Source organism: Blastomonas sp. CCH9-A1, from assembly GCF_001557175.1.
Lineage (GTDB): Bacteria > Pseudomonadota > Alphaproteobacteria > Sphingomonadales > Sphingomonadaceae > Blastomonas > Blastomonas delafieldii_A.
Genome location: NZ_LSHM01000004.1, coordinates 59,967 through 82,507 on the forward strand (window position 1 = coordinate 59,967; position 22,541 = coordinate 82,507).

The following is a 22,541-nucleotide window of genomic DNA, read 5'->3' on the forward strand; positions in this document are numbered from 1 at the left end:
CCTAATCGGTCACGGCGTATTGGATGGGCTTGAACGAACCATTGTTCGATTGCAGCGCCGAACAGGCGGTGAGCCCGATGATCAGGTCCATATGCGCGCGGAAGGTGATCGATTCCCCAGCCTTGCTGAGCGGCGGATCGACCCGCAGTTCGCCCGTGGTGCCGTCGATCGGCACGTTCATGAAGCAGTTGAATGCGACCGGAATCATGTCCTCTGTCACGCCATAAGGCGCCAGCGCGGCGGCGAGATTGCCGAAACAGCCGCGATGCGGATCGGTATCGCCATAGATGATGCGGAATGTGTCCTTTGAACACGGCGTAAGCAAAAAGTCGTGGCGACCGACATCATCGGCGATGATCTCGAGCATCACCTGACTGCGGTTCGAATAGAGCAGGTCCCCGGTCGAAAGGTAGATCTTGCTGGCATAGTCGAGCGTGCGCCCCGACGAGATGACCTCGCCGATATCGTGCCGGTTGAAGGCCAGCAGGTCGGCCACCTGTTCGCCCAGCACATCCGTGACGGTGAGCGTCTGCCCCTTGTTCAGCGTGAATGCGGTGCCCGAACGCGGCGGAATTTCATGCGGCATGTTCGGCGGCCTTTCTCGGGCGCAGCGGACAGCGCCACTCGCTTCCGACCGCCCGGCCGCTATATTGCCGGGCCTCGGAAATCGTGCCGTGACGCGCCAGCATGGGGTTGGGTGCACCGGCCAGGGCCACGTCGCGATCGATGATCGTGCCGCGCATCTTCTCGTACACGCCCGAGGCGCGCAATTGTTCGAACTGGTCGTGCAGGTTAAAAACCAGGGCCGGTCGATCGAAGCGCCGCGCCGGGCGACTGGCACCCGGATGCAGGCCGACCACGAAAAATGCCTCGCCGCCAAAGCTCAGCGAGAAATGCGGGTCATCGGGATCGCCGCTGACCCGCGGATCGACCGGCTGGCCGAGCCAATCGTCCTTGTCGCTCAGCGACTGCAACCGTTGCCACAGATGCTGTTCGAACCCAGCCTCGTCGAGCCCGGCATCCTCCTCGAACAGCACCGCGAGCGACTGGAACGGCGCGGGGTCGAGCGCGTAATCGCGCGCGATCTCCATCAGCGCGGGATGAATACGCAGGTCGTCCCAGGCCGAACGCAGGTCGCGTCCGATGATGATCCGCATATTGCCCTTGGCCAGCGCGGATTTGGCGCCAACACAGGGAAAATTGCGATCCTGGATGAACGCGCGAAAGCGCTCCGCCAGCGGATGGTCGTTGGAATTACACGTTTGAGCCATGCCGACCATACGCGGCTTGGCCTTGAGGGTTGCGCGATCAGGCAAGACTGTCGGCCATATGTTTGGCAGAAGCCAGATCGGCGACGAACTGATCGCGTTCGGCCCTGGCGCGCTCGCGGTCGGGCAGACGCAGCAGGAACGAGGGGTGCACCGTCGCGATGAGACGCGCGCCATCGTCCAGCATGTGCACCTTGCCGCGCATCGACGAGATGCTGGCCGACCGGCCGGTGAGCCCGCGCAGCGCGCTGCCGCCCAGGGACACGATGAGATCGGGCCGCACCAGCGCGCGCTCCTGATCGAGCCACCAGCGGCAGATGTCGATCTCGCCGGTGCTGGGGTTCTGGTGCAGTCGGCGCTTGCCGCGCGCGACGAACTTGAAATGCTTGACCGCGTTGGTGACGTAGAGCGTCGCGCGGTCGAGCCCGGCCTCGGTGAGGGCTTCGTCGAGCAGCTGTCCCGCGGGACCGACGAACGGACGGCCTTCCAGATCCTCGCGGTCACCCGGCTGTTCGCCGACCAGCATGATCCGCGCCTGGCGGGGGCCTTCGCCAGTCACCGCCTGGGTCGCGTGACAATGCAGCGGGCAGCGGGTGCAGGCGCGCACGGCCTGGTTCAGATCGTCCAGCGATGCGATGGCCTCGGGCAAGACAGTCTCCGCTTCCCCGCGCACGCGCCATTTGTCGCTGCGGGGATTGGCAAGCGAGACGGCTGTCTCGCGCATCCGTTCCACCCGCGCCTCGGCCCCCGCGATCAGCGGCGCAATGTCCTTTGCCTCGGGCAGATTGTGCCAGTATTTCTTGGGCATCTCGGCGCGCATGGCGGCGATCTTGACCCGGGCCGGGTTGAAGATGGCGCCATAATAGGTGCGCCACTGGTCCTCGACCACGTCGTGATCGGGTACTTCGTCGCGCGTGCCGCCGGGCCCGAGATGCAGCTCCTCGGCATGCCATATCGCGCGGGCATCGGGGGTGAGGATCGCCCAATCCATGCCGTAGAAGCGCTTGCGGAAAAAAGGCGCGGCCAGCCGCAGGATGCGATGCTCGGGCTCGAACCAGGCGATGTAGCGCTCGCGTCCGCATCCGTCCTCGCCCAGCCTGCGAAAGCGGACAAAGGCGTGCATCTTGTGCAGATCGCGCCGGATCGCCTTGTCGCAACGCATCAGCCAGTCGGTATCGGGATCGGTGCGCCGCTCGATCAGCTTGCGATCGTCGAGCGCGCGCCACAGCACCCGGTACAGTCGCGAGGGCACGCCATCGTCGCGATGGCAGATCACCCGGTCGGCAATGGCGACCAGTTCGCGGGGCAGGCTGACCGTACGCTGGGGCTGGAGCGGCGCGCTGTCGGCGAACAGTGAGGCGCTTTCGCCCGCAGGCCGCCAGACGATATCCTCGGGCGGCACGCGGGCGGCGAGCAGCGCTCGTGCATGGCCGCGCCACTCTTCGAACTCGCCCGGCTGCTGGAGGATGATCTCGCGCATGGCCCTACAGCGCGAGGCTCATCTGCTCGGGCGCCGGCGCGAAGCGCGCGCGCAGATTGGCGCTGTCGGTAAGGCCCCCGGGTCGCCAGTCGGCCGTGGTGACGAAGGGCAGCACCTTCTTCACCGAGGCGGTAAGGCGCGCCAGATCGCCGATGCGGATCGCGCCCAGCCGGCGTGCCGCGATAATCCGGTCAACCGCCTTGGTGCCGAGGCCCGGCACGCGCAGCAGCATCTCGCGCGGTGCGCGGTTGATATCGACCGGAAAACTCTCGCGCCGCTGCAGCGCCCAGGCCAGCTTGGGATCGATCGACAGGTCGAGCATGCCCTCGTTCGCTCCGGCCATGATCTCGGCGCGGTCGAAGCCATAGAAGCGCAGCAGCCAATCGGCCTGATACAGCCGGTGCTCGCGCATCAGCGGCGGGCGCACCGGGGGCAGGTCGCTGCTGGCATCGGGGATCGGGCTATAGGCCGAATAATAGACCCGGCGCAGGCGATAGCCCGAATAGAGGCTGGTGGCCGAAGCGAGGATATCGTCGTCGCGCGCGCCGTCTGCGCCGACGATCATCTGGGTCGATTGGCCCGCGGGCGCGAAGCGCGGCGGTTTTGCCTTCTTGAGCAGCCGGTCCTTGCGCGCCTCGACTGCATCTTCGACGCCGACGCGGACATTGGCCATGGTCTTGCGGATCGTCTGCGGCTTCTTCTCCGGCGCGAAGCTCTTCAAGCCATCCTCGGTCGGCAGCTCGACATTGGTCGAAAGCCGATCGGCATAGAGCCCTGCCTTGGCGATCAATTCGGGCGAAGCGCCCGCGATCGTCTTGAGGTGGATATAGCCGCCGAACCGGTGCTCCTCACGCAGCAGCCGGGCGACCTCGACCAGTTGTTCCATCGTATAGTCCTCCGACCGGATGATGCCCGAGGACAGGAACAGCCCCTCGATATAGTTGCGCTTGTAGAAATCGAGCGTCAGCCGGACGACCTCGGCCGGGTTGAACCGCGCGCGCGGCACGTTGCTCGACGCGCGATTGATGCAGAAGCGGCAATCGTAGATGCAGAAATTGGTGAGCAGGATCTTTAGCAGCGAGATGCACCGCCCATCGGGCGCATAGCTGTGGCAGATGCCCATGCCGCCGGTCGAGCCGATACCCTTGGTACCCGTGGAGTCGCGCCGCACCGTGCCCGAAGATGCGCACGAAGCGTCATATTTCGCCGCATCGGCGAGCAAGGCCAGCTTCTGCAGAATCGGTTTTTCGCTCATACTCCGCATATAGAGATTGGAACAAAGAAAGAACAGTTTAATTTCAAGCGAAAGGCTTTGCCGGCGGGAGGTTCCGGCTAAGGTGGCGCATCGCAAAAGGGACCAACGAATGAACCTCAAGGATACTCTCGTACCCAGTTTCGTGCAGATGCTGGGCGCGCTTTCGGCCTGGCTGGGCAAGGCGGAGCAGCATTTCGATGCCGAACAGTCGGCGCAGATCATGCAGGCGCGGCTGGCGCCCGACATGTTCCCATTGTTCACGCAGATTTGCTTTGCCTGCGTTCAGGCGCAGGAGGCGATGGCGCGGCTGCGCGGGCAGGATTTTCCCGATGCGATCGCGGCGTTGCGCGGCGAAGGGGTGGAAGCGGGCGCAAAGCCATGGACCATCGCCGATGCGCAGGCACGCATTGCCGATACCATTGCCATCGTGGAGGCAGCCGCAGATGGCCTGGCGGATGTCGCGGACGATATGGCAATCGCGCATGAACTGCCGATGGGCATGATCTTCGACTTCACTGCGGCCCAGTACGCGCGCGATTGGGCGATCCCGCAATTCTATTTCCACGTGATGACCGCCTATGCGATCCTGCGCGCGCAGGGCGCGCCGCTCGGCAAGATCGACTATGTCGGTCATCTGTTGCCATATCTTCGTCCGGGAACGATGCCCGGCGCAAGGTGACCGGCGGGCTGCGCCGGGCAGAGCGGGCGACTTGCACCAACTCTGCCCGGCGATCGGTGCGACCCGATGGCATGCCGCCACGGTTTATTGCGGCGTCAGCTGCGGATAGGTGATGCCCAGCTGCTCCAGATACGAGCTGTATTTGCTGGGATCGTAATAATATTTCTTCAGCTCGGGCCGGATGCGCTCCATCAGCTCCTTGTTGAGGTGGATGGCGGGCTGGTCTTCGGGGGTGAGCACCGGATCGTATTTCTGATCCTTGGTCTGCACCGTGGTAAAATAGGTCTTGGCGTCGCTGACCAGCTTGGGCGTGGTCATCACGTCGAGCACGGTCAGTGCCACCGCCTTCGCTCCCGCGACCGCGCCCTTGTGCGCGATCGGCGTCGCCATCGCGATCGCCGAGGTGACGTTATGCCCGATCATGCTGGGAATGTTCGACGGAAAGCGGATGGTGATCGTCGGCACCGTCCACATGATGTCGCCGATATCGTCCGATCCGCCGCCCATCGAAGTGCCGCGCGTTTCGGGCGTCGAGAGTGGCTCGACCGTGGTCTTGAGCGGCGCGATCTTGAACTTCAGCGCCTCTTGCACTGCCTTGGTAAACGCCTGGTCCTCGGGTGACCATTTGGGCATGCCGACCATCTCGATATTGGCTTGCGCGGCTTCGGCGAGCGGCTTGTTGCCGAAATTGGGTGCGGCATAGCCCAGCACCCGGCGGCTGACGAACGTGCCTGTCGCCTTGGCGGCGGCTTCGGCGATGTCGCTGCCGGTATTGTAGAGATGCCGGATGGACTCGAAATTCTGCTCGCGGAAATAATACCAGACCGATGCCTCGCCCGGGACGATATTGGGCTGCCCGCCGCCATTGGTGATGACATAATGCGAGCGCTGGGTGAGCGGCAAATGCTCGCGTCGCATGTTCCAGGCGATGTTCATGAGTTCCACCGCGTCCAGCGCGCTGCGCCCGGACCAGGGCGCGCCTGCGGCATGGCTGGTGATGCCCTTGAACGTGTATTCGACCGAGACCATGCCGTTATTGCCGGAATCGCCATAGCTGGTGCCGAAGCTGGAGGCGACATGGGTGAAGATCGAGACATCCACGTCCTTGAACAGCCCTGCGCGGACATAATAGGCCTTGGTTGCCAGCAGCTCCTCGGCGACGCCCGGCCAGAGCATCAGCTTGCCCTTGATGCCGTGCTTGATCATCACCTCCTTGGCGGCAATCGCGGCGGCAACGATCAGCGGCATGCCCGAATTATGCCCCTCGCCATGGCCGGGCGCGCCCGGCACGATCGGCTTCAATTGCGGCACGCCAGGCATCTGCGACAGGCCGAGCAGCCCGTCGACATCCGATCCAAGCGCCACCACCGGCCCATCGCCATTGCTCCAGGTCGCGGTCCAGGCGGTGGGGATGCCTGCCACCCCCTTGGTGATGGTGAAGCCGTTCTTTTCCAGTATTCCGGTCAGATATTCGGCGGTCTCGAATTCCTGAAAGCCCGGCTCCTGAAAGCTGAACACGGAATCGACCATTTCCTGGACGAGCTTGGCCTGTTCGTCGACTTCCGCCATCGCCTCCTTCTTCATCGCGGCGGGTGCCTTGGCCTGCGCCGCGAACGGAGTGGAGGCCATCAACAGGGCGGTCAGCAATTTCATCGATCGGGTCATCGTCATCGGTTTCCTGGTACAAGGCGTTGATTGGACGGGCACTGGTCACGACAGGGCACGGAGCAGGGATGCAAGCGTACCCTGTCGTGTCTGCGGTTACAGCGTGAAACGAACCCCCATGCGGAAGACGCGGCCAAGCACGTCATAGAGGCTGCGGTTGGTCTGCGGATAGGCCGGCGTGTTGTCACCGGTCGGGCCGTTGCCGACCAGCACCGGGTCGGTATCGAACACGTTGCGGACATAGAGGAACACCTCCGCCTCGGACGCGGCGATCTTGAACCGCCTGGTCACCGAAAGGTCGAGATACCATTGGCCGTCGATCCGGTTGGTGTTGATCGTGCGGAAATCGGGGGTGGAGAGCGGACAGCCGGTCTGGCACTCGATGAAATTGTTGTTGTAGACGCCATCGGAAAAGCCGCGGCCCACCGCATTGAACGACCAGCTTTCGGTGTCGTAATTGGCCGACAGGCGATAGTTCCAGGAAGGCGTCGCATCGCCGCCGCCGGCATTCTGCCCGGCCAGATCGACCGGCGCGTTGATGCCGTTGTCGGTGATATTGTCGATATAATGCGAGACGACCGCACGCAGCGTCAGATTGCCCGGACCGATCGCACGGCGATAGCTCGCCTCGAAATCGATGCCGCGCACCTTGACCGACGAGAAGTTGAACGGAACCAGCGTGATCGTGCTGATATCGTTCGGCGCAGCGAAGGCGATCTGCGCGCATTGCGATGCGACATTCTGCTCGAAGCACAGATTGGCGGTGGTCTGCGCGGTGAGCGTGGCGATCGCGCCACTGAGCGCAATGTCGAAATAATCGACCGAAGCGGCAAAGCCGGGCAGGAAGCTGGGCATGAACACCCCGCCGACGCCCCAGGTGCGCGCGACCTCGGGAGCGAGGTTGAGGTTGCCGGTAATCTGCTCGAGGAACGTGTCGGCACGGGTGCCGCCGCCCGCGACCGGCACGTTGACGGTGTTGGTGCGCGCGGTGCCCGGCGCGAACAGGTCGTTGAGATTGGGCGCACGAATGTCGCGCGAGCGGGTCACGCGCAGCTTGAAATCGTCGATCACCTGCCAGGTCCCGCCCAGCTTCCAGGTGACGACCGTGCCGGAGGTCGAATAGTCGGTAACGCGCAGCGCGCCGTTGAGATCAGCCCCCTCGAAGACGGGGAATACCGTCTCGACGAACGCTTCCTTCACATCGTAATCGCCAGTGGTGACCCGGTAATTGCCGTAGAGAAAGCCCAGATTGTTGGGCGCATCGGGATTGAGCGACCCATCGACCTCTTCGCGGCGATATTCGGCGCCGAAGGCCAGGCTGACCGGGCCCGCCCAGTTTTCGAACAGGCTCGCGGTCTGGAAGGTGACTGCGGCGACATCCTGCTGCAGCCGCTGCCGCCGCGAGGGCTGCAGGCCGTCGTTGAAGATGTAATTGAGCGCGGCGTCGCTGACCGGCGCGAGGCCGATGCGGTTGATCGGCACGCAGCCATTGGTCGGGTTGGTCAGCGTCGATCGGCAGACGATCGTGCCCGCCGAATTGCGCACCGCATCCGTCGCGAGCGCCAGGCGCGAGGTCACCCAGGTGTTGGTCAGCTGTTCCTGGGTCTTGGCGATGCCGAGCTGATAATAGGCATCATAGCTCCAGGCGATGCTGCCGGTGTCGAACGCGCCCTTGAGACCCGCGACGTAGCGATAGACATCGCGCGTATTGTCGCTGCCCTGTGCCGGTATGGCGAAATTGCCGGTGCCGATCGTGACGCTGGTGAGGTTGTTGGCGACCATCAGCGCGCGAAACGCATCGGGCAGATACGCATTGTCGCGCTGGATCACGACCGAGGGGGAGGGGGTCTTCTGGTAGAAGCTCTGCCCCTCGTAGCGCGAATAGGAGACCTGGCCGTACAGTTCGAACGCGGGCGAGAATTCATAGCTCGCGCGGCCGAAGACGTTGATGCGCTTCTCGTCTGGCGCGAGCGAGTTCGAATTGAGATGCCCTTCGCGGCTGATGCGGAAATCGCCGCCCTGCATCCACTGGCCGCGATTGGGGCCATAGGTGAACTGGTTTAGGCTGGCCTGGCCGGTGGCCGGATTGATCGAACCGAAATAGGTGCCGCGCAAGGGGCCGGAATTGACGATTCCGCCCGGCGTGAACTGATAGGTGCCGATTCCTGCAGCGACCAGCCGTTCGGGCTGGCCATTGCCGACAGCATAGGCCGGATTGTCGATCTGGAAGAAGCCGCTCTGCTGCCATTTGCGGTCGATCGTATCGACGCCTTCTTGTGTGAAATAATCGCCCGCCAGCAACAGCTTGCCCCGGCCATCGGCGAAATTGGTGCCGCCGGTCAAGCGGACGAGATGGTTCGGCACATCGCCATAGGTGGTGATGCCATATTCGTACTCGGCCTTGAGCCCGGTGAAATCCTTGTCGAGGATGAAATTGACGACCCCTGCGACCGCATCCGATCCATAAGCCGACGAGGCGCCGCCGGTGACCACTTCCACGCCCTTGATCAGGCCCTGCGGGATGGTCTGGACGTCGACAAAGCCGACTGTGGCCGATGCGACCGAGCGCTGCCCGTCGATCAGGATGAGCGTGCGGTTCGCGCCCAGATTGCGCAGGTTGACCGTCGCGATCCCGGCCTGGCCGTTGGAAAGCGAACCCGAATTGGTCGAGGAGGACTGGCTGCCCCTGACCGCTGGCAGCGTGCTGACATAATCACCGATATTCGCCTGGGGTTCGGCGTCGAGCTCGGCTTCGGTGACGACATTGACCGGGGTGGGGGCATCATAGCCATCGCGGGCGATGCGCGATCCGGTAACGGTGATAATCTTCTCGGCCTCGCCATCGGCTTCGCTGGCTTGCTCGGCGGCCTGATCACCGACGGACTGCGCCAGCGCGGCCGGAGCGAACCCCAGTGCCGGCATCGCAGCGGCACAGGCTAAAAGCGCCTTTGTCCGAAGTAAACGTTGCGAATAAGGCGTAGAAAAGGACCCCATGGATTACCCCCAATTATCTGGTTTGCAGGGCCTTTCGCCATCTTCTCCTGATTTGTTATTTTATAATCTTCAGTCCTTGCATTGAGGCAATCCTGATCGTCCTGATCCGCACGAAATGGAATATTGTTGTGCGTCGCTGAACGATTATGTGCCTTTATCCCTGATTGCCGGAGCCATTCTGCCCCTTCGCCCTTGCAGGCTAACAGAAAACGGGGCAGAATAAACATCGAAATTTGCCAGATTCGCCCGGAATTTGTGCGGATAACCAATCAAAACTGGGGAAATTGGATGAAATCCGCTGCGCTGGAGCTCGACAGAACCGATTTTCGAATCCTTGAGGCTTTGTCGTCCGAAGGCCGAATGTCCGACGTGGCATTGGGCGAGTTGATCAATCTTTCTAGTACCGCCGTGGCCCGTCGTCGCCGAATCATGGAGGAAGCGGGAATAATCATGGGCTACAGCGCCAGTCTTTCCTTGCAGGAACTGGGATTTTCTGGCGTGGTTATTGTGATGGTCGAACTGCGATCGCAGGCAGAACATGTGCTTGACGAATTCGAACGCGAAGTTATCAAATGCCCTTCGATATCCTATTGTGGATTCATCTCGGGTGATACCGACTTCATAATCATGATCCACGTAAGCTCGCTGGACGAGTATGATGAAATCTATCGTCGCGAACTATCCAACCTGCCGAATGTCGCAAAAATTCGCAGCAGCTTTGTATTGCGCGAGGTTGCCCGCCGCTCTGCGGTGCCGATCATATTTGAGCGCGGCAAGAAGCAGGCACGCCACGCCGGCTGAGCCATGCGGGCAGCGCGAATCGTCCGATTCGCAGCGCATGGACTGTTGCGGGCAAGGAATAAGGAGTGGTGCCCGGGGACGGGATCGAACCGCCGACACTGCGATTTTCAGTCGCATGCTCTACCAACTGAGCTACCCGGGCATCGGGCCGTGCCGCACCGTTTGCAGGGTGGGCTTTCAAGGCTCATCGCCAGACCGGCGATTTGGAGCGCCGCCTATAGGCAGGCTTGGGCAGGCTTGTCCATAGCAAAATCACCTGCCCGCCATTGCCGCTCAATCATATTCGGCATCGGGCCGGTCAGCGGGCGGGCCGGGCACGCGATAGCCTTCGCCCAGCCAGTGCAGCAGGTCGCGATCTTTGCAGGCCTTGCTGCAAAAAGGCGCGAAATCGGGGCGTGCTGGTTGCTTGCACAAGGGGCAGGGGCGGGGGGTGCTCATGGCCTCCGCATCTAGGGCTGGTGCGGATCAACTGCAACCGGTCGCCCGGTGCGCCGCTGCAGTTCTTCCAGCCAGTCGGGCTGGCGATCCAGCAAAGCCGATTCGGCGGGAGCGAGCGCCAGCGCGATCGGGCCGGTGCCGCCCGAACGCTCGGCGCTGCGCAACTGGCCCAGCAGGCTCCAGCGCACAGGATCGACGGCGTGCAGCTCGATCAGCGATGCACGCGGGCGACGCGCGACGATCTGCATCAGGCCGAAGCCGTTGATCGCGGTTCGCTCGCACGGCAGCTGCATCGCCGCATCGAACGCTTCGACCACGGCATTGCGATCCGCCTTGTCCGACAGGGCCGGGAAATCGACCACGATGCCCCCGCCGATCCCGTGCCGCCGGATCGATTGCCCAAGCGCGGGGGCAGCGGCAAGCGCCAGCGCGCGTGGCGCGACATCGCCGTCCACATCGACGACCATCATCGCGGGCGTTGGCGAGAAGGTCAGCAGCCCGCCGGCAAAGGCGACCTGGCCGATCTCGGCCTCCTCGATCACGTCGTTCCAGCCCGCATCGGCAAGCCGGTCGGGGCCGCCCGCAACGCAGCGGATGATCTCGATGCCTTCGGCGTTCAGCCGGTCGATCAGGCGCGGGGCCGCGCGCAGCGGCGTTTCGGCGGGGACGGGCTTGAGGCGCGGGGGCTTGGCGCGGCGGGTGCCGGGCTCGATCATCGCCTCGCGCACGATCTGCGCGCGGACGATCGCGCCTTCGCTGGCGCCCTTGGGCACCGGCTGGATCATTGCCACGCTGCCATCGGGCAACAGCGCCCGCGCACGATGACCTCCCGCGCTCCTGGCGAGCAGCTTGACGTCGAGCACGGCGCCGACAGCATATGTGTCATCGTTTCGCTGGATGCAGGCCTCGACGATCCGGCCCCGCTCGATCAGCGCTGCGCGCTCTTCGCCGATGCCGTTTTCGTAGAGCCAGTGGGCCATGTCAGGGCTTGAGCAGGCCGGCGCTGAGCAGCATGCTGCGGGTCTCGTAGAGCGGCAGGCCCATGATGCCGCTATAGCTGCCCGATATCGACCGGATCAGCGCCTCGGCGCTGCCCTGGATGGCATAGCCGCCCGCCTTGCCCTGCCATTCGCCGCCCGCAATATAGGCTTCCACCTCGTCGGCATGCAGCCGCTTGAAGGTCACGATGCTCTCGGAAAGCCGGTGCAGGGCGCGTCCGCCGGGCAGCATCAGCGTGACCGCAGACAGCACCAGATGCCGCCGTCCGGAAATGAGGTCCAGGCACATGCGTGCATCGGCCTCGCTCTCTGCCTTGGGCAGGATGCGCCGACCGGCGGCGACGACCGTATCGCCGGACAACACGGTACTATCGCGATGCTGCGCGGCAATCACTGCCGCCTTTTCCGCCGCCATGCGCCGGGCATAGACGCGCGGCAGTTCGCCCTTGCGGGAGGATTCGTCGATATCGGCGGGGATGATGGCGTCCGCAGTGACGCCGATCCGCGCCAGCAATTGCTGGCGGCGGGGGCTGGCCGATGCGAGGATCAGCTGCGCCATTATTTGAAGCGGTAGGTAATCCGGCCCTTGGTCAGATCATAAGGCGTCAGCTCGACCAGAACCTCGTCGCCCACCAGCACGCGGATGCGGTTCTTGCGCATCTTGCCGGCGGTATGGCCCAGAATTTCATGATCGTTTTCCAGCTTCACGCGGAACATGGCGTTGGGAAGCAGTTCGACCACCTGGCCGCGCATTTCGAGAAGTTCTTCTTTTGCCATTCGGCCCCTGCAATGTGGTTTGCGTTTGTGGCGGCGCGACCTTTTCACACCGCCTGTCTGCACGGACGGGATACCCGTGAGCCCGCGCAAAGTTCAGCGCGCCTTACAGACAAAGCGTGCAAAAGAAAAGACGGGAGTTTGCAAGGGGCTGGCCGACGCGGCGAACCGAAGGTCTGGCTAAAATTTGTTACAATTCAGCACTGGGCAATGCAGGCATCCGCATCATATTGCGCTGCAACAGATCAATCCCCCAGGCGCTGCCCCCATCGTCGCCGAAGATAAAGAGACGCTGTCCCCCATGATCCTTCTGCCGCTCTCACGGTCAAACGACCCATGCGCCGTGCGCCGCCCGCTCGGCCTGTCCCTCGCATCGGTGCTGCTGGTTGCCGCGAGCCCTGCCGCACTGGCTGCATCGCTCGACGATGAAGCGGCCGATGCCAAGGCCGCCAGTGCCGAGGCTGCGCAGCCGCAGGATGCGGCGCAAACCCCCGCCGATCCGCCGCCGCCGGATACGGAGCCGGATGCCGATGGCGAGACCATCGTGGTGCGGGCCGAGCGGCTGCGCGGGTCGATCCAGACCGACATTCCGCCGGTGACCGAACTCAATGCGCAGGATGTCGCAAGCTATGGCGCCTCGTCGCTCGCCGAGCTGCTGCAACAGATTGCGCCGCAGACCGGCAGCGCGCGCGGGCGCGGCGGCGACGGCCCGGTGGTGCTGCTCAACGGCCAGCGCGTCTCCGGTTTCCGCGCGATCCGTGACATTCCGCCCGAGGCTATCGCCAAGGTCGAGGTGTTCCCCGAAGAGCTCGCGCTCAAATACGGCTTCCGCCCCGATCAGCGCGTCATCAACTTCATTCTGGTCGACAATTACCAGAGCCTCGCGGCGGAGGTCGACAACGGCCTTTCGACCCAGGGCGGTTATGGCACGACCGAGTTCGAAGGCACCTTTACCAAGCTGGGCAAGGACACCCGGCTGATCATCGACGTGGAATACGAGATGGCGACCGCCCTGCGTGAGAGCGAGCGCGGGATCGTGCAGCCGGACAGCAGCGCACCTTTTGCGCTGGGTGGCAATGTCGGCGCGTCGCCCTTCGGAACGGGCGCCGAGATCAGCCCGGCGCTGAGCGCGCTCGCCGGGCGGACGGTGACGCTGGCAGGCGTGCCACAGGGACTGACCGGCGCCCCGGCGCTCTCCGCCTTCAATGCCGCGCCGAACACGACCGATCTGGGCGAGTTCCGCACGCTCATCCCCAATTCGGACCGCATCCAGGCGAACGCGACCTATGCCCGCAATCTGGGGCCGGACACCAATGTCCAGGTCAACGCGACCTATACGAACAATTTCGCGACCTCGCTGCTCGGACTCAACACTGCCACGCTGACGGTTCCTGCGGCCAACCCGTTCAACCCCTTCGGCCGCGATGTCAGCCTGCTCACGGCGTTCGGCGATCCACGCGCGATCACCCGGACGGTCGATAGCGACACCTATTCGCTGGGTTTCAACGCGAATGGCGTGCTGCCTGCGAACTGGAAATGGGCGCTAACGGGTGACTATACCCGGGTCGATACGCTGACGATCATCGATCAGCCCGTGGACACGAGCGGCGTCCAGGCCGCGATTTCGCGCGCGAGCGGAGCGATCAATCCGTTCACCGGGACGCTGGGTTCGCTGCTGCCCGGCCTGGTGAGCGATACGGCAGAGAGCCGCAACCAGCTGTTCAACACGCAGCTCACCGCCAATGGCAAGCTGGCCGATCTGCCGGCCGGCCCGGTCAACCTCACCCTGGTCGGCGGCTTTGCCCGCCGCCTGCAGGATTCGACCGACAGCCGCAGGGCAGGGCAGGGCAGCGTCTCGCTCACCCGAAGCGAGGCGAACGTCTCGGCGAACATCGATGTGCCGCTGGTCGACACCTATATGTCCGACTGGTTCGGCAAGCTCTCGGTCAACGGCAATCTCGGCTATCGCGAGCTGAGCGATGTCGGCGGGTTGCTGAGTTTCGGCTATGGGCTTAACTGGTCGCCGACCGACACGCTGACGATCCAGGCCTCGCTGATCGGCGAGGAGGCCGCGCCCGGCATCGGCCAGCTGGGCGATCCGCAGATCGTCACGCCCAATGTCAGCACCTTCGATCTTGCGCGCAACGAGACGGTGCTGGCGACCATCATTTCGGGCGGCAATCCGCTGCTGACGGCCGAGGAGCGTCGCGACGTCAAGGTGTCGCTGAGCTATCGGCCGCCGTTCGTCGAGGGGCTCGATTTCCTTGCCGAGTTCATCCGCAACCGCAGCTATGGCACCACGGCATCCTTCCCGATCCTGACGCCCGAGATCGAGGCCGCTTTCCCCGACCGCATCATCCGCGACAATGACGGCACGCTGCTCGCGATCGACCAGCGCGCGATCAACTATGATCGGGTGACCAGCGATCGGCTGCGCTACGGCATCAACTTCTCGAAGCGGATCGGTGGCGATGAACGCGGTGGCGGCGCTGGCGGCCCCGGTGGTCCTGGGCGGCAGGGCGCGGGCGGCCCGCCGCGTGGTCCGGGGGCCGGCGGTCCTCCGCCGGGCGGTCCAGGGGGCGAGCGTGCAGCGGCGGGCGGACCTCCGCGTGGCCCCGGCGCCGGTGGTCCGCCGCGTGGTCCGTCAGGCGGCTTCGGTCCTGGCGCGGGCGGGCGTGGCGGTCGCTGGAACATCTCGATCTATCATACCGTCCGCTTTGCCGAGACGATCCGCATCCGTCCGGGACTGGCCGATCTCGACCTGCTGGGCGGCTCGGCCATCGGATCGAACGGCGGCGTGCCGCGGCATGGCGTCGAGCTGGAGGGCGGGCTGTTCCTCAACGGCATCGGCCTGCGCTTTACGGGCAATTACCAGAGCGGATCGCGCGTCGACGGCGGCGGGCTGCCGGGCTCCACCGACCTGCGCTTCAACGATATCGCGACCTTCGGCATGCGCGCGTTCGTCAATTTCGACAACAAGCCCAAGCTGACCGAGGCACTGCCGTTCCTCAAGGGATCACGCCTGCGGCTGGGGGTAGACAACATCTTCAACGCGCAGCAGCGGGTGACCAACGAGGCGGGCGAAGTCCCGCTGCGCTACCAGCCCGGCTTTATCGATCCGCAGGGACGCGTGGTTTCGCTGAGCTTCCGCAAGCGCTTCTGAACCCGGGGGCGGCGTGGCAAATTTGCCATGGCTTTTGGCGAAGCCCGCGTTTAAAGACGCTGACCTTGAGCCGGGGCGAACGCCTTTCGGCCGCGAAAGCTATGCAAGGAGCCCGTTTTGGCGCTGACACCGAATAAGGACGCAGACGCCGCGCGCGACGCCATGTTCCTGCGCGAAGTCGATGATGCGCTGCGTCAGGACCAGATGGCGGGGATCGTCCAGAATTACGGCAGGCACCTGCTGATCGGCATCGTCGTCATCCTGCTCGCGCTGGGCGGCTGGTTCTGGTACCGGCACAGCCAGGCCGAGGCTGCCGGCGTGCGCGGCGAGGAAATGACCAATGCGCTCGATGCGCTGCGGGGCAACAATCTGGCAGGCGCGGCCAACGCCCTGAAGCCGCTCGAGACTGCGGATCAGCCGGGCTATCGCGCCGCCGCGCAGCTGCTCCAAGCGGGCATCAAGCAGGAGCAGAACGATCCCAAGGCGGCAGCGGCGATCTTTGCCAAGGTGGCCGGCGATGACAGTCTGCCGCAGCCGCTGCGCGACCTTGCGCTGATCCGCCAGACGGCGGCGGAATATGACAGCCTGAAGCCGCAGGACGTGATCACGCGGCTCAAGCCGCTGGCGGTTCCCGGCAACCCCTGGTTCGGCAGCGCGGGCGAAATGGTGGCCATTGCGCACATGCGGATGAACAAGCCGGACCTGGCGGGCCCGCTGTTCCAGCAGTTGGCCGAAGACAAGCAGGTGCCGGAAACCATCCGTTCACGTGCGCGTCAGTTGGCGGGTGTCATGGGCATCGACGCGGTCGATGATCCGGGCAAGGCGCAGGGCGTTGCGACCCCCGCCGCTGCGCCGGGTCTGGCCGCACCGTCGGGTGCGCAGTAAGAAGAATTTTGCGGGTCGCTACCGTTGACGTTGATTTAGTGATGATTCGGGGAGCTTGACTGGCAATGCACAAGGCAAAATGGGCGACGATTCTCGCGCTGTCGGCCACGCTGGCAGGATGCGGCGTTCTGGGCGGCAAGGACAAGCCCGTCACGCCCACTGTGGGCAATCGAACCTCCATTCTGACCCGCGCCGAAAATGGTGCGGAGGTGGACAAGGACCTGGCCGGCGTATCGGTAATCCTGCCCCCGGCAGTGACCAACGCAAATTGGAACCAGCCGGGCGGCAGCGCCACCAAGGCCATTGGCCATCTGACCATCGGCGACACTATCACCCGCGCCTGGAGCGCCCGGATTGCAGGGTCGAGCCTGCGCGTCCGCCTCGCCGCCGCGCCGGTTGTGTTCAACGGTCGCCTCTATGCCATCGACACCAGCGGCACGGTTCATGCTTATGATGCCGCGTCGGGTGCCCCGGTCTGGTCGGTGACGATCGAGCCGGATAATGGCGGATCGGCCTCGGTTTTCGGCGGCGGCGTCAGCGTCGATGCCAACCGGGTCTATGCCACCAACGGCGTCGGCGAAGTCGCTGCGCTTAACCCGAGCGACGGTTCGCAGATCTGGCGCGTCAAGCCGGCCGGCCCACTGCGCGGCGCACCGACCCTGGCCTTCGGCTCGGTCTATGTGATGACGCAGGACAACCAGCTCATCGCACTCAACCAGACTGATGGCACCACCACCTGGAGCCAGAGCGGATCGCTCGGCCAGGCGGGCGTGTTCGGCGTCGCGGCACCTGCGGCAGGGCAGGGCACCGTGGTCGCAGGCTTCTCGAGCGGTGAGCTGATCGCCTATCGCTATGAAAACGGGCGCAACCTGTGGTCCGATGCTCTGGCGCGCACCAGCATCTCGACCTCGGTGTCGACGCTGACCGATATCGATGCCGATCCGATCATCGATCGCGGCCGCGTCTATGCGGTGGGCGAGGGCGGACGCATGGCCGCCTATGAGCTGGTGACCGGCCAGCGCATCTGGGAGCTCAACATCGCGGGGATTTCGACCCCGGTGATCGCGGGCGAATGGCTGTTCGTGCTGACCGACGACGCGCGCATCCTGTGCATCGCACGCGCCACCGGCAAGGTGCGTTGGTCGACCCAGCTGCAGCGCTACCGCAAGGAAAAGAAGAAGGAAGGCGCGATCTACTGGAACGGGCCGGTGCTCGCGGGCGGCCGCCTCTTCACCGTCAATACCGAGGGCGAAGTGGGCAGCGTCAATCCGGCGGACGGCACGTTTTCGCTGCTGTTCGAGCTGAAGGAGAAGGTGTCGCTGCCCCCGATCGTGGCAAACAACACGCTCTACATTCTTGACGACGGCGGCACGATTACCGCCTATAGGTAAGGGCAGCCTGATTGCGGGGGGAGACAAATGCTCCCTTCCGCTATACAGGCGGCAGAATGTTACCCGAAATCGTCATTATCGGCCGGCCCAATGTCGGCAAATCCACTTTGTTCAATCGTCTGGTGGGCAAGAAGCTGGCGCTGGTCGACGACCAGCCCGGTGTCACGCGCGACCGGCGCGTCGGCAAGGCCGAGCTGCTGGGCCTACATTTCCAGATCGTCGATACCGCCGGCTATGAGGACGAAGACCCCGAAACGCTGCCGGGCCGGATGCGCCAGCAGACCGAGGCCGCCGTCGCCAGCGCGCGCGCGGCGATCTTCGTGTTCGATGCCCGCGCCGGGCTGACCCCGCTCGACGAGGAAATCGCCCGCTGGCTGCGCACCACCAAGACTCCGATCATCCTCATGGGCAACAAGGCGGAAGGCCGTTCTGCCGATGCGGGCCTCATGGAATCCTATGCGCTGGGCATGGGCGAGCCGATCGCGTTCAGCGCCGAACATGGCGTGGGGCTGGCCGAACTGTTCGACGCGCTGCGCCCGCTGATCGAGGACTGGGAAGAAGAGGGCGAGCCGGAGACCGAGTTCGCCAATGTGCATCTCGATGCCGAATCGGTTGACGAAAGCGCTCTGGAAGCCGCGCCGTTGCAGCTTGCGATCGTGGGGCGTCCCAACGCGGGCAAGTCGACGCTGATCAACAAGATTCTGGGCGAGGATCGGCTGATCACCGGGCCCGAGGCCGGCATCACCCGCGATTCGATCGCGATCGACTGGACCTGGAACCCCGCCGATGGCGCGCCGCCCCGCAAGGTGCGGCTGATCGATACCGCCGGCATGCGCAAGAAGGCCAAGGTCACCGACAAGCTGGAAAAGCTCTCGGTTGCCGATGCGCGCCGCGCGATCGACTATGCCGAGGTCGTGGTGCTGCTGCTCGATGCGACGCGCGGGCTGGAGCTGCAGGAGCTCAAGATCGCCGACCATGTGATCAAGGAAGGCCGCGCGCTGGTCATCGCGATCAACAAATGGGACGTGGCGCAGGATGCCTCGAGCCTGTTCAACGGCATCAAGGCCGCGCTCGATGAAGGTCTCGCACAGCTCAAGGGCGTGCCGGTGCTCACCATTTCGGGCGTGACCGGCAAGGGTATCGACACGCTGATCAAGGTCGCGTTCGAAACCCGCACCGCCTGGTCGCGGCGTGTTTCGACCGGTCAGCTCAACCGCTGGTTCGAGATGGCGGTGGAGACCAATCCGCCACCGGCGCCGGGCGGCAAGCGAATCAAGCTGCGCTATATCACTCAGGCCAAGGTGCGCCCGCCGGGCTTCGTCATCTTCGGGACGCGCGTGGATGAGCTGCCCGAAAGCTATTCGCGCTACCTGGTCAACGGCCTGCGTCGCGAGCTTGGATTCGGCGCGGTACCCGTTCGCCTGACCTATCGCGCGCCCAAAAACCCCTTTTCAAACAACTGATTTGGGGGCAATTATTGAAGGTAGGGCAGTCGTCGACATTTTTGTCTTAAAATGATCTATGACTAGCTTTGCGCAAGACTTCATTTACCATTAGCGATGTAGTTTCCGGTGTCAGTGCTTGGACATGCCGGGAGAAAGCATCATGTCTTACGAGGAAGCGCCGCTGGTCAACTGGTCGACCTATGCCGATGCACGGGCGACTATGGGCAACGATTTCGTGCGCATTCTGGGCTATTTTCGCGAGGACGGCGTCAAGTCGGTCGACGCGATCGAAGCTGCGATGCGTGAACGCAACGCGGCCCGGCTGGTGCTGCCCGCGCACACGCTGAAGAGCGAAGCGCATCAGTTCGGTGCCGAGCGCCTTGGCCTGCTGTCCGAGAAGATCGAGATGGTCGCGCGGCATTGCGTCGAGACGCATGTCGAGCCTGACGAACTGCTCGAAGACGTGGTGTCGTTGCGCGAGATGTTCCTCGGCTCGCTCACGCTGCTCGAAAAGGAAGCCAACCCGCTGGTCGAGCGACGCGGCTTTGGCCGACGCGCGCTCGCCCCTGCCGGCGGCCTGTCGGCGCCGCGCAGCTTCGGTCGCGCCTGATAGCGTCCGCGGCCACCGCTTGACCGGGCGGCCTTGCGGTCATATCTGGACGGCATGGCTATCCGTCCCATCCTTGAAGTGCCCGATCCGCGGTTGAAGACCGTCTCCACCCCTGTCGAGACGTTCGACGAAGACCTGCGCACCCTGGTCGCCGACATGTTCGAGACCATGTACGACGCGCCCGGCATCGGCCTCGCTGCGATCCAGGTCGGCGTGCCCAAGCGGGTGCTGGTGATCGACCTGCAGGAGCAGGAAGACGAGGAAGGCAAGCCGATCAAGGCGCCGCGCGTCTTCATCAATCCCGAAATCCTCGACCCGTCCGCCGAATACTCGCTCTACAACGAGGGCTGCCTTTCGGTCCCCGACCAATATGCCGAAGTCGAGCGCCCCGCGAGCATCCGCGCGCGCTGGCAGGATCTCGACGGCAAGGTGCACGAAGAAGCGATGGACGGGCTGATGGCGACCTGTCTGCAGCACGAGATGGACCATCTCGAGGGCATCCTGTTCATCGACCACCTGTCGCGCCTCAAGCGCCAGATGGTGCTGAAAAAGCTCGAGAAGATGCGCAAGGCGGCGTGATTTCGGTGGACAACTGGATTTTGCGGTTGTTGGATTCGCTTGATTGAGATATGTTCCCTACATGTTCCAATGACATGGAAGGGGGCAGACTATGAACTCAAGCTAGAAAAATATGCAAGCTAGTGACTTTGACCTTCGACCCGGTCGATGGGTTTCTCTTGGTTAGTCGCAGTGCCTCTCCGATATAAGCAATAATTAGAACAAGAGCGTATCTGAGCCGCCTGCGATAGCGCCACATGTCGAAATCGACCCGTCTCATAGGCTGAAGTTTCTCTCCATTCTCGATCACGGAGCAATTCCCATGCATAAAGGGAAGCTGTTGCTGCGTGTGTTGGATAATCGATGGGTTTGGATCTTGCGTGACAGCAACGGACTCTTCTTGTGCCAGTCAAAGCGTGGTTTTCGCGATCTGCGTGGTGCGATTGAAGATTTCCTCAGACAGCGCGCAGATCATATGGCGGTGATGCGCTGTCGAAATCCATTGTCTGAATGATGCGCGCGTTGCGGGGGGTGTGAGCCCCCCGCACATGCGCGATTTGTTGGGGTATTATTATGGACCCGATGGTCGCCATCCTCATCGTCGTTGCTCTGGTCGTAGGGCTGGGCGTCGGCTGGTTTCTCGGCGGCAAGCCGGTCGCCGATGCGCGCAAGGAGCGCGATGAGGCGCAAGCGCAGCTCAAGGCGCTGCAGGAGCAGTTCAACGCCGCGATCCGTGATCTGGCCGGTGCTAGCGAGCGTGCGAAGCTCGCCGATGAGCTGGCGGTGAAGCTCGACGAGGCGCGGCAGCAGGGTGCGACCATGCAGGGCCAGCTTGCCGCTGCCAGCGAGCGTGCGCGTCAGGCCGATGATCTGGCTCAGCGGCTCGATTCGCTGCGCACGCATTACGAGGCCGTTTCGACCGAGCTTTCCGCGATGAAGGCCGATGCCGCCAATCACGAAAAGCAGGTCAGGCTGCTTGTCGAGGCGCGTGAGCAGTTGGCGCAGCAGTTCGGCGAAGTCGGCAACAGGCTGCTCGGCGAAGCGCAGGAGGCGTTCCTGCGCCGTGCCAACGAACGCTTTGCCCAGTCCGAGGAGAAGAACGAGGAAAAGATCCGCGCGCTGCTCGCGCCGGTCGGCGAGCGGCTGAAAAGCTATGAGGAGCAGGTCCAGAAGATCGAGGCGACGCGCAGCGAGGCCTATGGCACCCTGACCGGGCTGATCGAGCAGATGCGTGCCGGGCAGGAGCGGGTGCAGACCGAGGCGGCGCGGCTGGTCAATTCGCTTCGCAATGCGCCCAAGGCGCGCGGGCGCTGGGGCGAGCAGCAGCTGCGCAACGTGCTCGAAAGCTGCGGCCTAGCCGAACGCACCGATTTCCTGATGGAGCTGAGCGTCGATACCGAGGATGGTCGGCTCCGCCCCGATGCGGTGGTCAAGGTGCCCGGCGGTCGGTCGCTGGTGATCGACGCCAAGGTGTCGCTGAACGCCTATCAGGACGCTTTCGGGGCGGATGACGATGATGCGCGCAGGATCGCGCTGACCGCGCATTGCGCCTCGATGAAGGCGCATATCGATGGCCTGTCGCGCAAGGCCTATTGGGACCAGTTCGCCGACGCGCCGGATTACGTCATCATGTTCGTACCCGGCGAGCATTTCCTTTCGGCCGCGTTGGAGCATGACGCCAAGCTCTGGGACTATGCCTTTGAAAAGAAGGTGCTGCTCGCGACCCCGACCAATCTGGTCGCGATCGCGCGCACCGTCGCCAGCGTCTGGCGGCAGGAAGGCCTGGCCCAGGAAGCGCGGCAGATTGGCCAGCTCGGCAAGGAGCTGTACGACCGGCTCGCCGTTTCCGCCGAGCATCTGAAGCGCGTCGGTTCCGGCCTTTCGAGCGCGGTCGGTCATTACAACAAGTTCGTCGGCAGCTTCGAACGCAACGTGCTGTCCACTGGCCGCAAGTTCGCCGCGCTCAACATCGAAACCGGCAAGCGCGAGCTCGAGACGATCAACGAGATCGAGGCGTTGCCGCGCTACGGCGATGCCGCGCTGATCGCGGCGGGTGAGGCGGAGGAAGCGGCGGAGTAACCTAAAATCCTCCCACAGCTTGCTGGGGGAGGGGGACCGCCCGCGCAGCGGGTGGTGG

Annotated in this window: 19 protein-coding genes and 1 tRNA gene; 9 read left to right on the forward strand and 11 right to left on the reverse strand. The window is 64.0% G+C overall.

Going from position 1 to position 22,541, the window contains the following annotated elements; translation table 11 throughout:
- Window position 1 precedes the first annotated feature (1 nt).
- From AX725_RS01740 to AX725_RS01755, 4 genes are read right to left on the reverse strand one after another with little or no spacing between them, the layout of a single operon-like run.
- Window positions 2-586 carry a DUF1989 domain-containing protein gene (locus AX725_RS01740; RefSeq protein ID WP_060978426.1) on the reverse strand — a complete coding sequence of 195 codons (585 nt, stop codon included), beginning with the start codon at window positions 584-586 and terminating at the stop codon, window positions 2-4.
- Window positions 576-1,271: a guanitoxin biosynthesis heme-dependent pre-guanitoxin N-hydroxylase GntA gene (gntA, locus tag AX725_RS01745; RefSeq protein WP_060978431.1), complete on the reverse strand. Its 696-nt coding sequence runs from the start codon at window positions 1,269-1,271 to the stop codon at window positions 576-578. Before gntA ends, AX725_RS01740 begins: the two co-directional genes overlap by 11 nt.
- Before the next feature lie 37 nt (window positions 1,272-1,308).
- On the reverse strand, window positions 1,309-2,748 hold the full coding sequence (locus tag AX725_RS01750; RefSeq protein ID WP_060978425.1) for a UdgX family uracil-DNA binding protein: 1,440 nt from the start codon (window positions 2,746-2,748) through the stop codon (window positions 1,309-1,311).
- 4 nt (window positions 2,749-2,752) lie between these two features.
- Window positions 2,753-4,003: a putative DNA modification/repair radical SAM protein gene (locus tag AX725_RS01755; protein WP_060978424.1), complete on the reverse strand. Its 1,251-nt coding sequence runs from the start codon at window positions 4,001-4,003 to the stop codon at window positions 2,753-2,755.
- 109 nt (window positions 4,004-4,112) lie between these two features.
- Between AX725_RS01755 and AX725_RS01760 the strand changes: the two genes are divergently transcribed.
- Window positions 4,113-4,682: a DUF1993 domain-containing protein gene (locus AX725_RS01760; RefSeq protein ID WP_060978423.1), complete on the forward strand. Its 570-nt coding sequence runs from the start codon at window positions 4,113-4,115 to the stop codon at window positions 4,680-4,682.
- 84 nt (window positions 4,683-4,766) lie between these two features.
- Here the strand turns inward: AX725_RS01760 and AX725_RS01765 are convergent, their stop codons facing one another.
- Complete coding sequence (locus AX725_RS01765; protein WP_081097089.1) at window positions 4,767-6,353, reverse strand: amidohydrolase; 1,587 nt, start codon at window positions 6,351-6,353, stop codon at window positions 4,767-4,769.
- A gap of 90 nt (window positions 6,354-6,443) precedes the next feature.
- On the reverse strand, window positions 6,444-9,269 hold the full coding sequence (locus tag AX725_RS01770) for a TonB-dependent receptor plug domain-containing protein (protein WP_060978422.1): 2,826 nt from the start codon (window positions 9,267-9,269) through the stop codon (window positions 6,444-6,446).
- Window positions 9,270-9,629: 360 nt separating this feature from the next.
- On the opposite strand from AX725_RS01770, the gene AX725_RS01775 reads away from it, so the two are divergent.
- Entirely contained in the window at window positions 9,630-10,142 is a 513-nt protein-coding gene (locus tag AX725_RS01775; protein WP_060978421.1) for an Lrp/AsnC family transcriptional regulator, read from the forward strand.
- A 66-nt stretch (window positions 10,143-10,208) separates the two neighbouring features.
- Here AX725_RS01775 and AX725_RS01780 read toward each other — a convergent pair.
- From AX725_RS01780 to infA, 5 genes are all read right to left on the reverse strand, one after another.
- Window positions 10,209-10,284 (reverse strand) — tRNA-Phe (locus tag AX725_RS01780).
- A gap of 131 nt (window positions 10,285-10,415) precedes the next feature.
- Entirely contained in the window at window positions 10,416-10,580 is a 165-nt protein-coding gene (locus AX725_RS01785) for a DNA gyrase inhibitor YacG (protein WP_060978420.1), read from the reverse strand.
- Between the two features lie 11 nt (window positions 10,581-10,591).
- Window positions 10,592-11,560: a ribonuclease E/G gene (locus tag AX725_RS01790; protein ID WP_060978419.1), complete on the reverse strand. Its 969-nt coding sequence runs from the start codon at window positions 11,558-11,560 to the stop codon at window positions 10,592-10,594.
- A gap of 1 nt (window position 11,561) precedes the next feature.
- Window positions 11,562-12,137 carry a Maf family protein gene (locus AX725_RS01795; RefSeq protein ID WP_060978418.1) on the reverse strand — a complete coding sequence of 192 codons (576 nt, stop codon included), beginning with the start codon at window positions 12,135-12,137 and terminating at the stop codon, window positions 11,562-11,564.
- Entirely contained in the window at window positions 12,137-12,355 is a 219-nt protein-coding gene (gene infA / locus AX725_RS01800; protein ID WP_010162480.1) for a translation initiation factor IF-1, read from the reverse strand. The genes AX725_RS01795 and infA overlap by 1 nt, the downstream gene beginning before the upstream one ends.
- Before the next feature lie 298 nt (window positions 12,356-12,653).
- Between infA and AX725_RS01805 the strand changes: the two genes are divergently transcribed.
- The 7 genes from AX725_RS01805 to AX725_RS01835 all read left to right on the forward strand — a co-directional run bounded on the left by AX725_RS01805 (window position 12,654) and on the right by AX725_RS01835 (window position 22,483).
- A complete protein-coding gene (locus AX725_RS01805) occupies window positions 12,654-15,515 on the forward strand; it encodes a porin family protein (RefSeq protein WP_066117463.1) in 2,862 nt (953 codons plus the stop codon).
- Window positions 15,516-15,632: 117 nt separating this feature from the next.
- On the forward strand, window positions 15,633-16,400 hold the full coding sequence (locus tag AX725_RS01810) for a tetratricopeptide repeat protein (protein ID WP_060978416.1): 768 nt from the start codon (window positions 15,633-15,635) through the stop codon (window positions 16,398-16,400).
- A 65-nt stretch (window positions 16,401-16,465) separates the two neighbouring features.
- Window positions 16,466-17,791, forward strand: coding sequence for a PQQ-like beta-propeller repeat protein (locus tag AX725_RS01815; protein WP_060978415.1), 1,326 nt, complete (start codon window positions 16,466-16,468; stop codon window positions 17,789-17,791).
- A 56-nt stretch (window positions 17,792-17,847) separates the two neighbouring features.
- Window positions 17,848-19,254 carry a ribosome biogenesis GTPase Der gene (gene der / locus AX725_RS01820; protein WP_060978414.1) on the forward strand — a complete coding sequence of 469 codons (1,407 nt, stop codon included), beginning with the start codon at window positions 17,848-17,850 and terminating at the stop codon, window positions 19,252-19,254.
- A gap of 142 nt (window positions 19,255-19,396) precedes the next feature.
- Window positions 19,397-19,846, forward strand: a complete 450-nt coding sequence (locus AX725_RS01825; RefSeq protein ID WP_060978429.1) for an Hpt domain-containing protein — start codon at window positions 19,397-19,399, stop codon at window positions 19,844-19,846.
- Between the two features lie 54 nt (window positions 19,847-19,900).
- Window positions 19,901-20,425, forward strand: coding sequence for a peptide deformylase (gene def, locus AX725_RS01830; protein ID WP_060978413.1), 525 nt, complete (start codon window positions 19,901-19,903; stop codon window positions 20,423-20,425).
- A gap of 552 nt (window positions 20,426-20,977) precedes the next feature.
- Window positions 20,978-22,483 carry a DNA recombination protein RmuC gene (locus tag AX725_RS01835; protein WP_060978412.1) on the forward strand — a complete coding sequence of 502 codons (1,506 nt, stop codon included), beginning with the start codon at window positions 20,978-20,980 and terminating at the stop codon, window positions 22,481-22,483.
- Window positions 22,484-22,541: the final 58 nt, after the last annotated feature.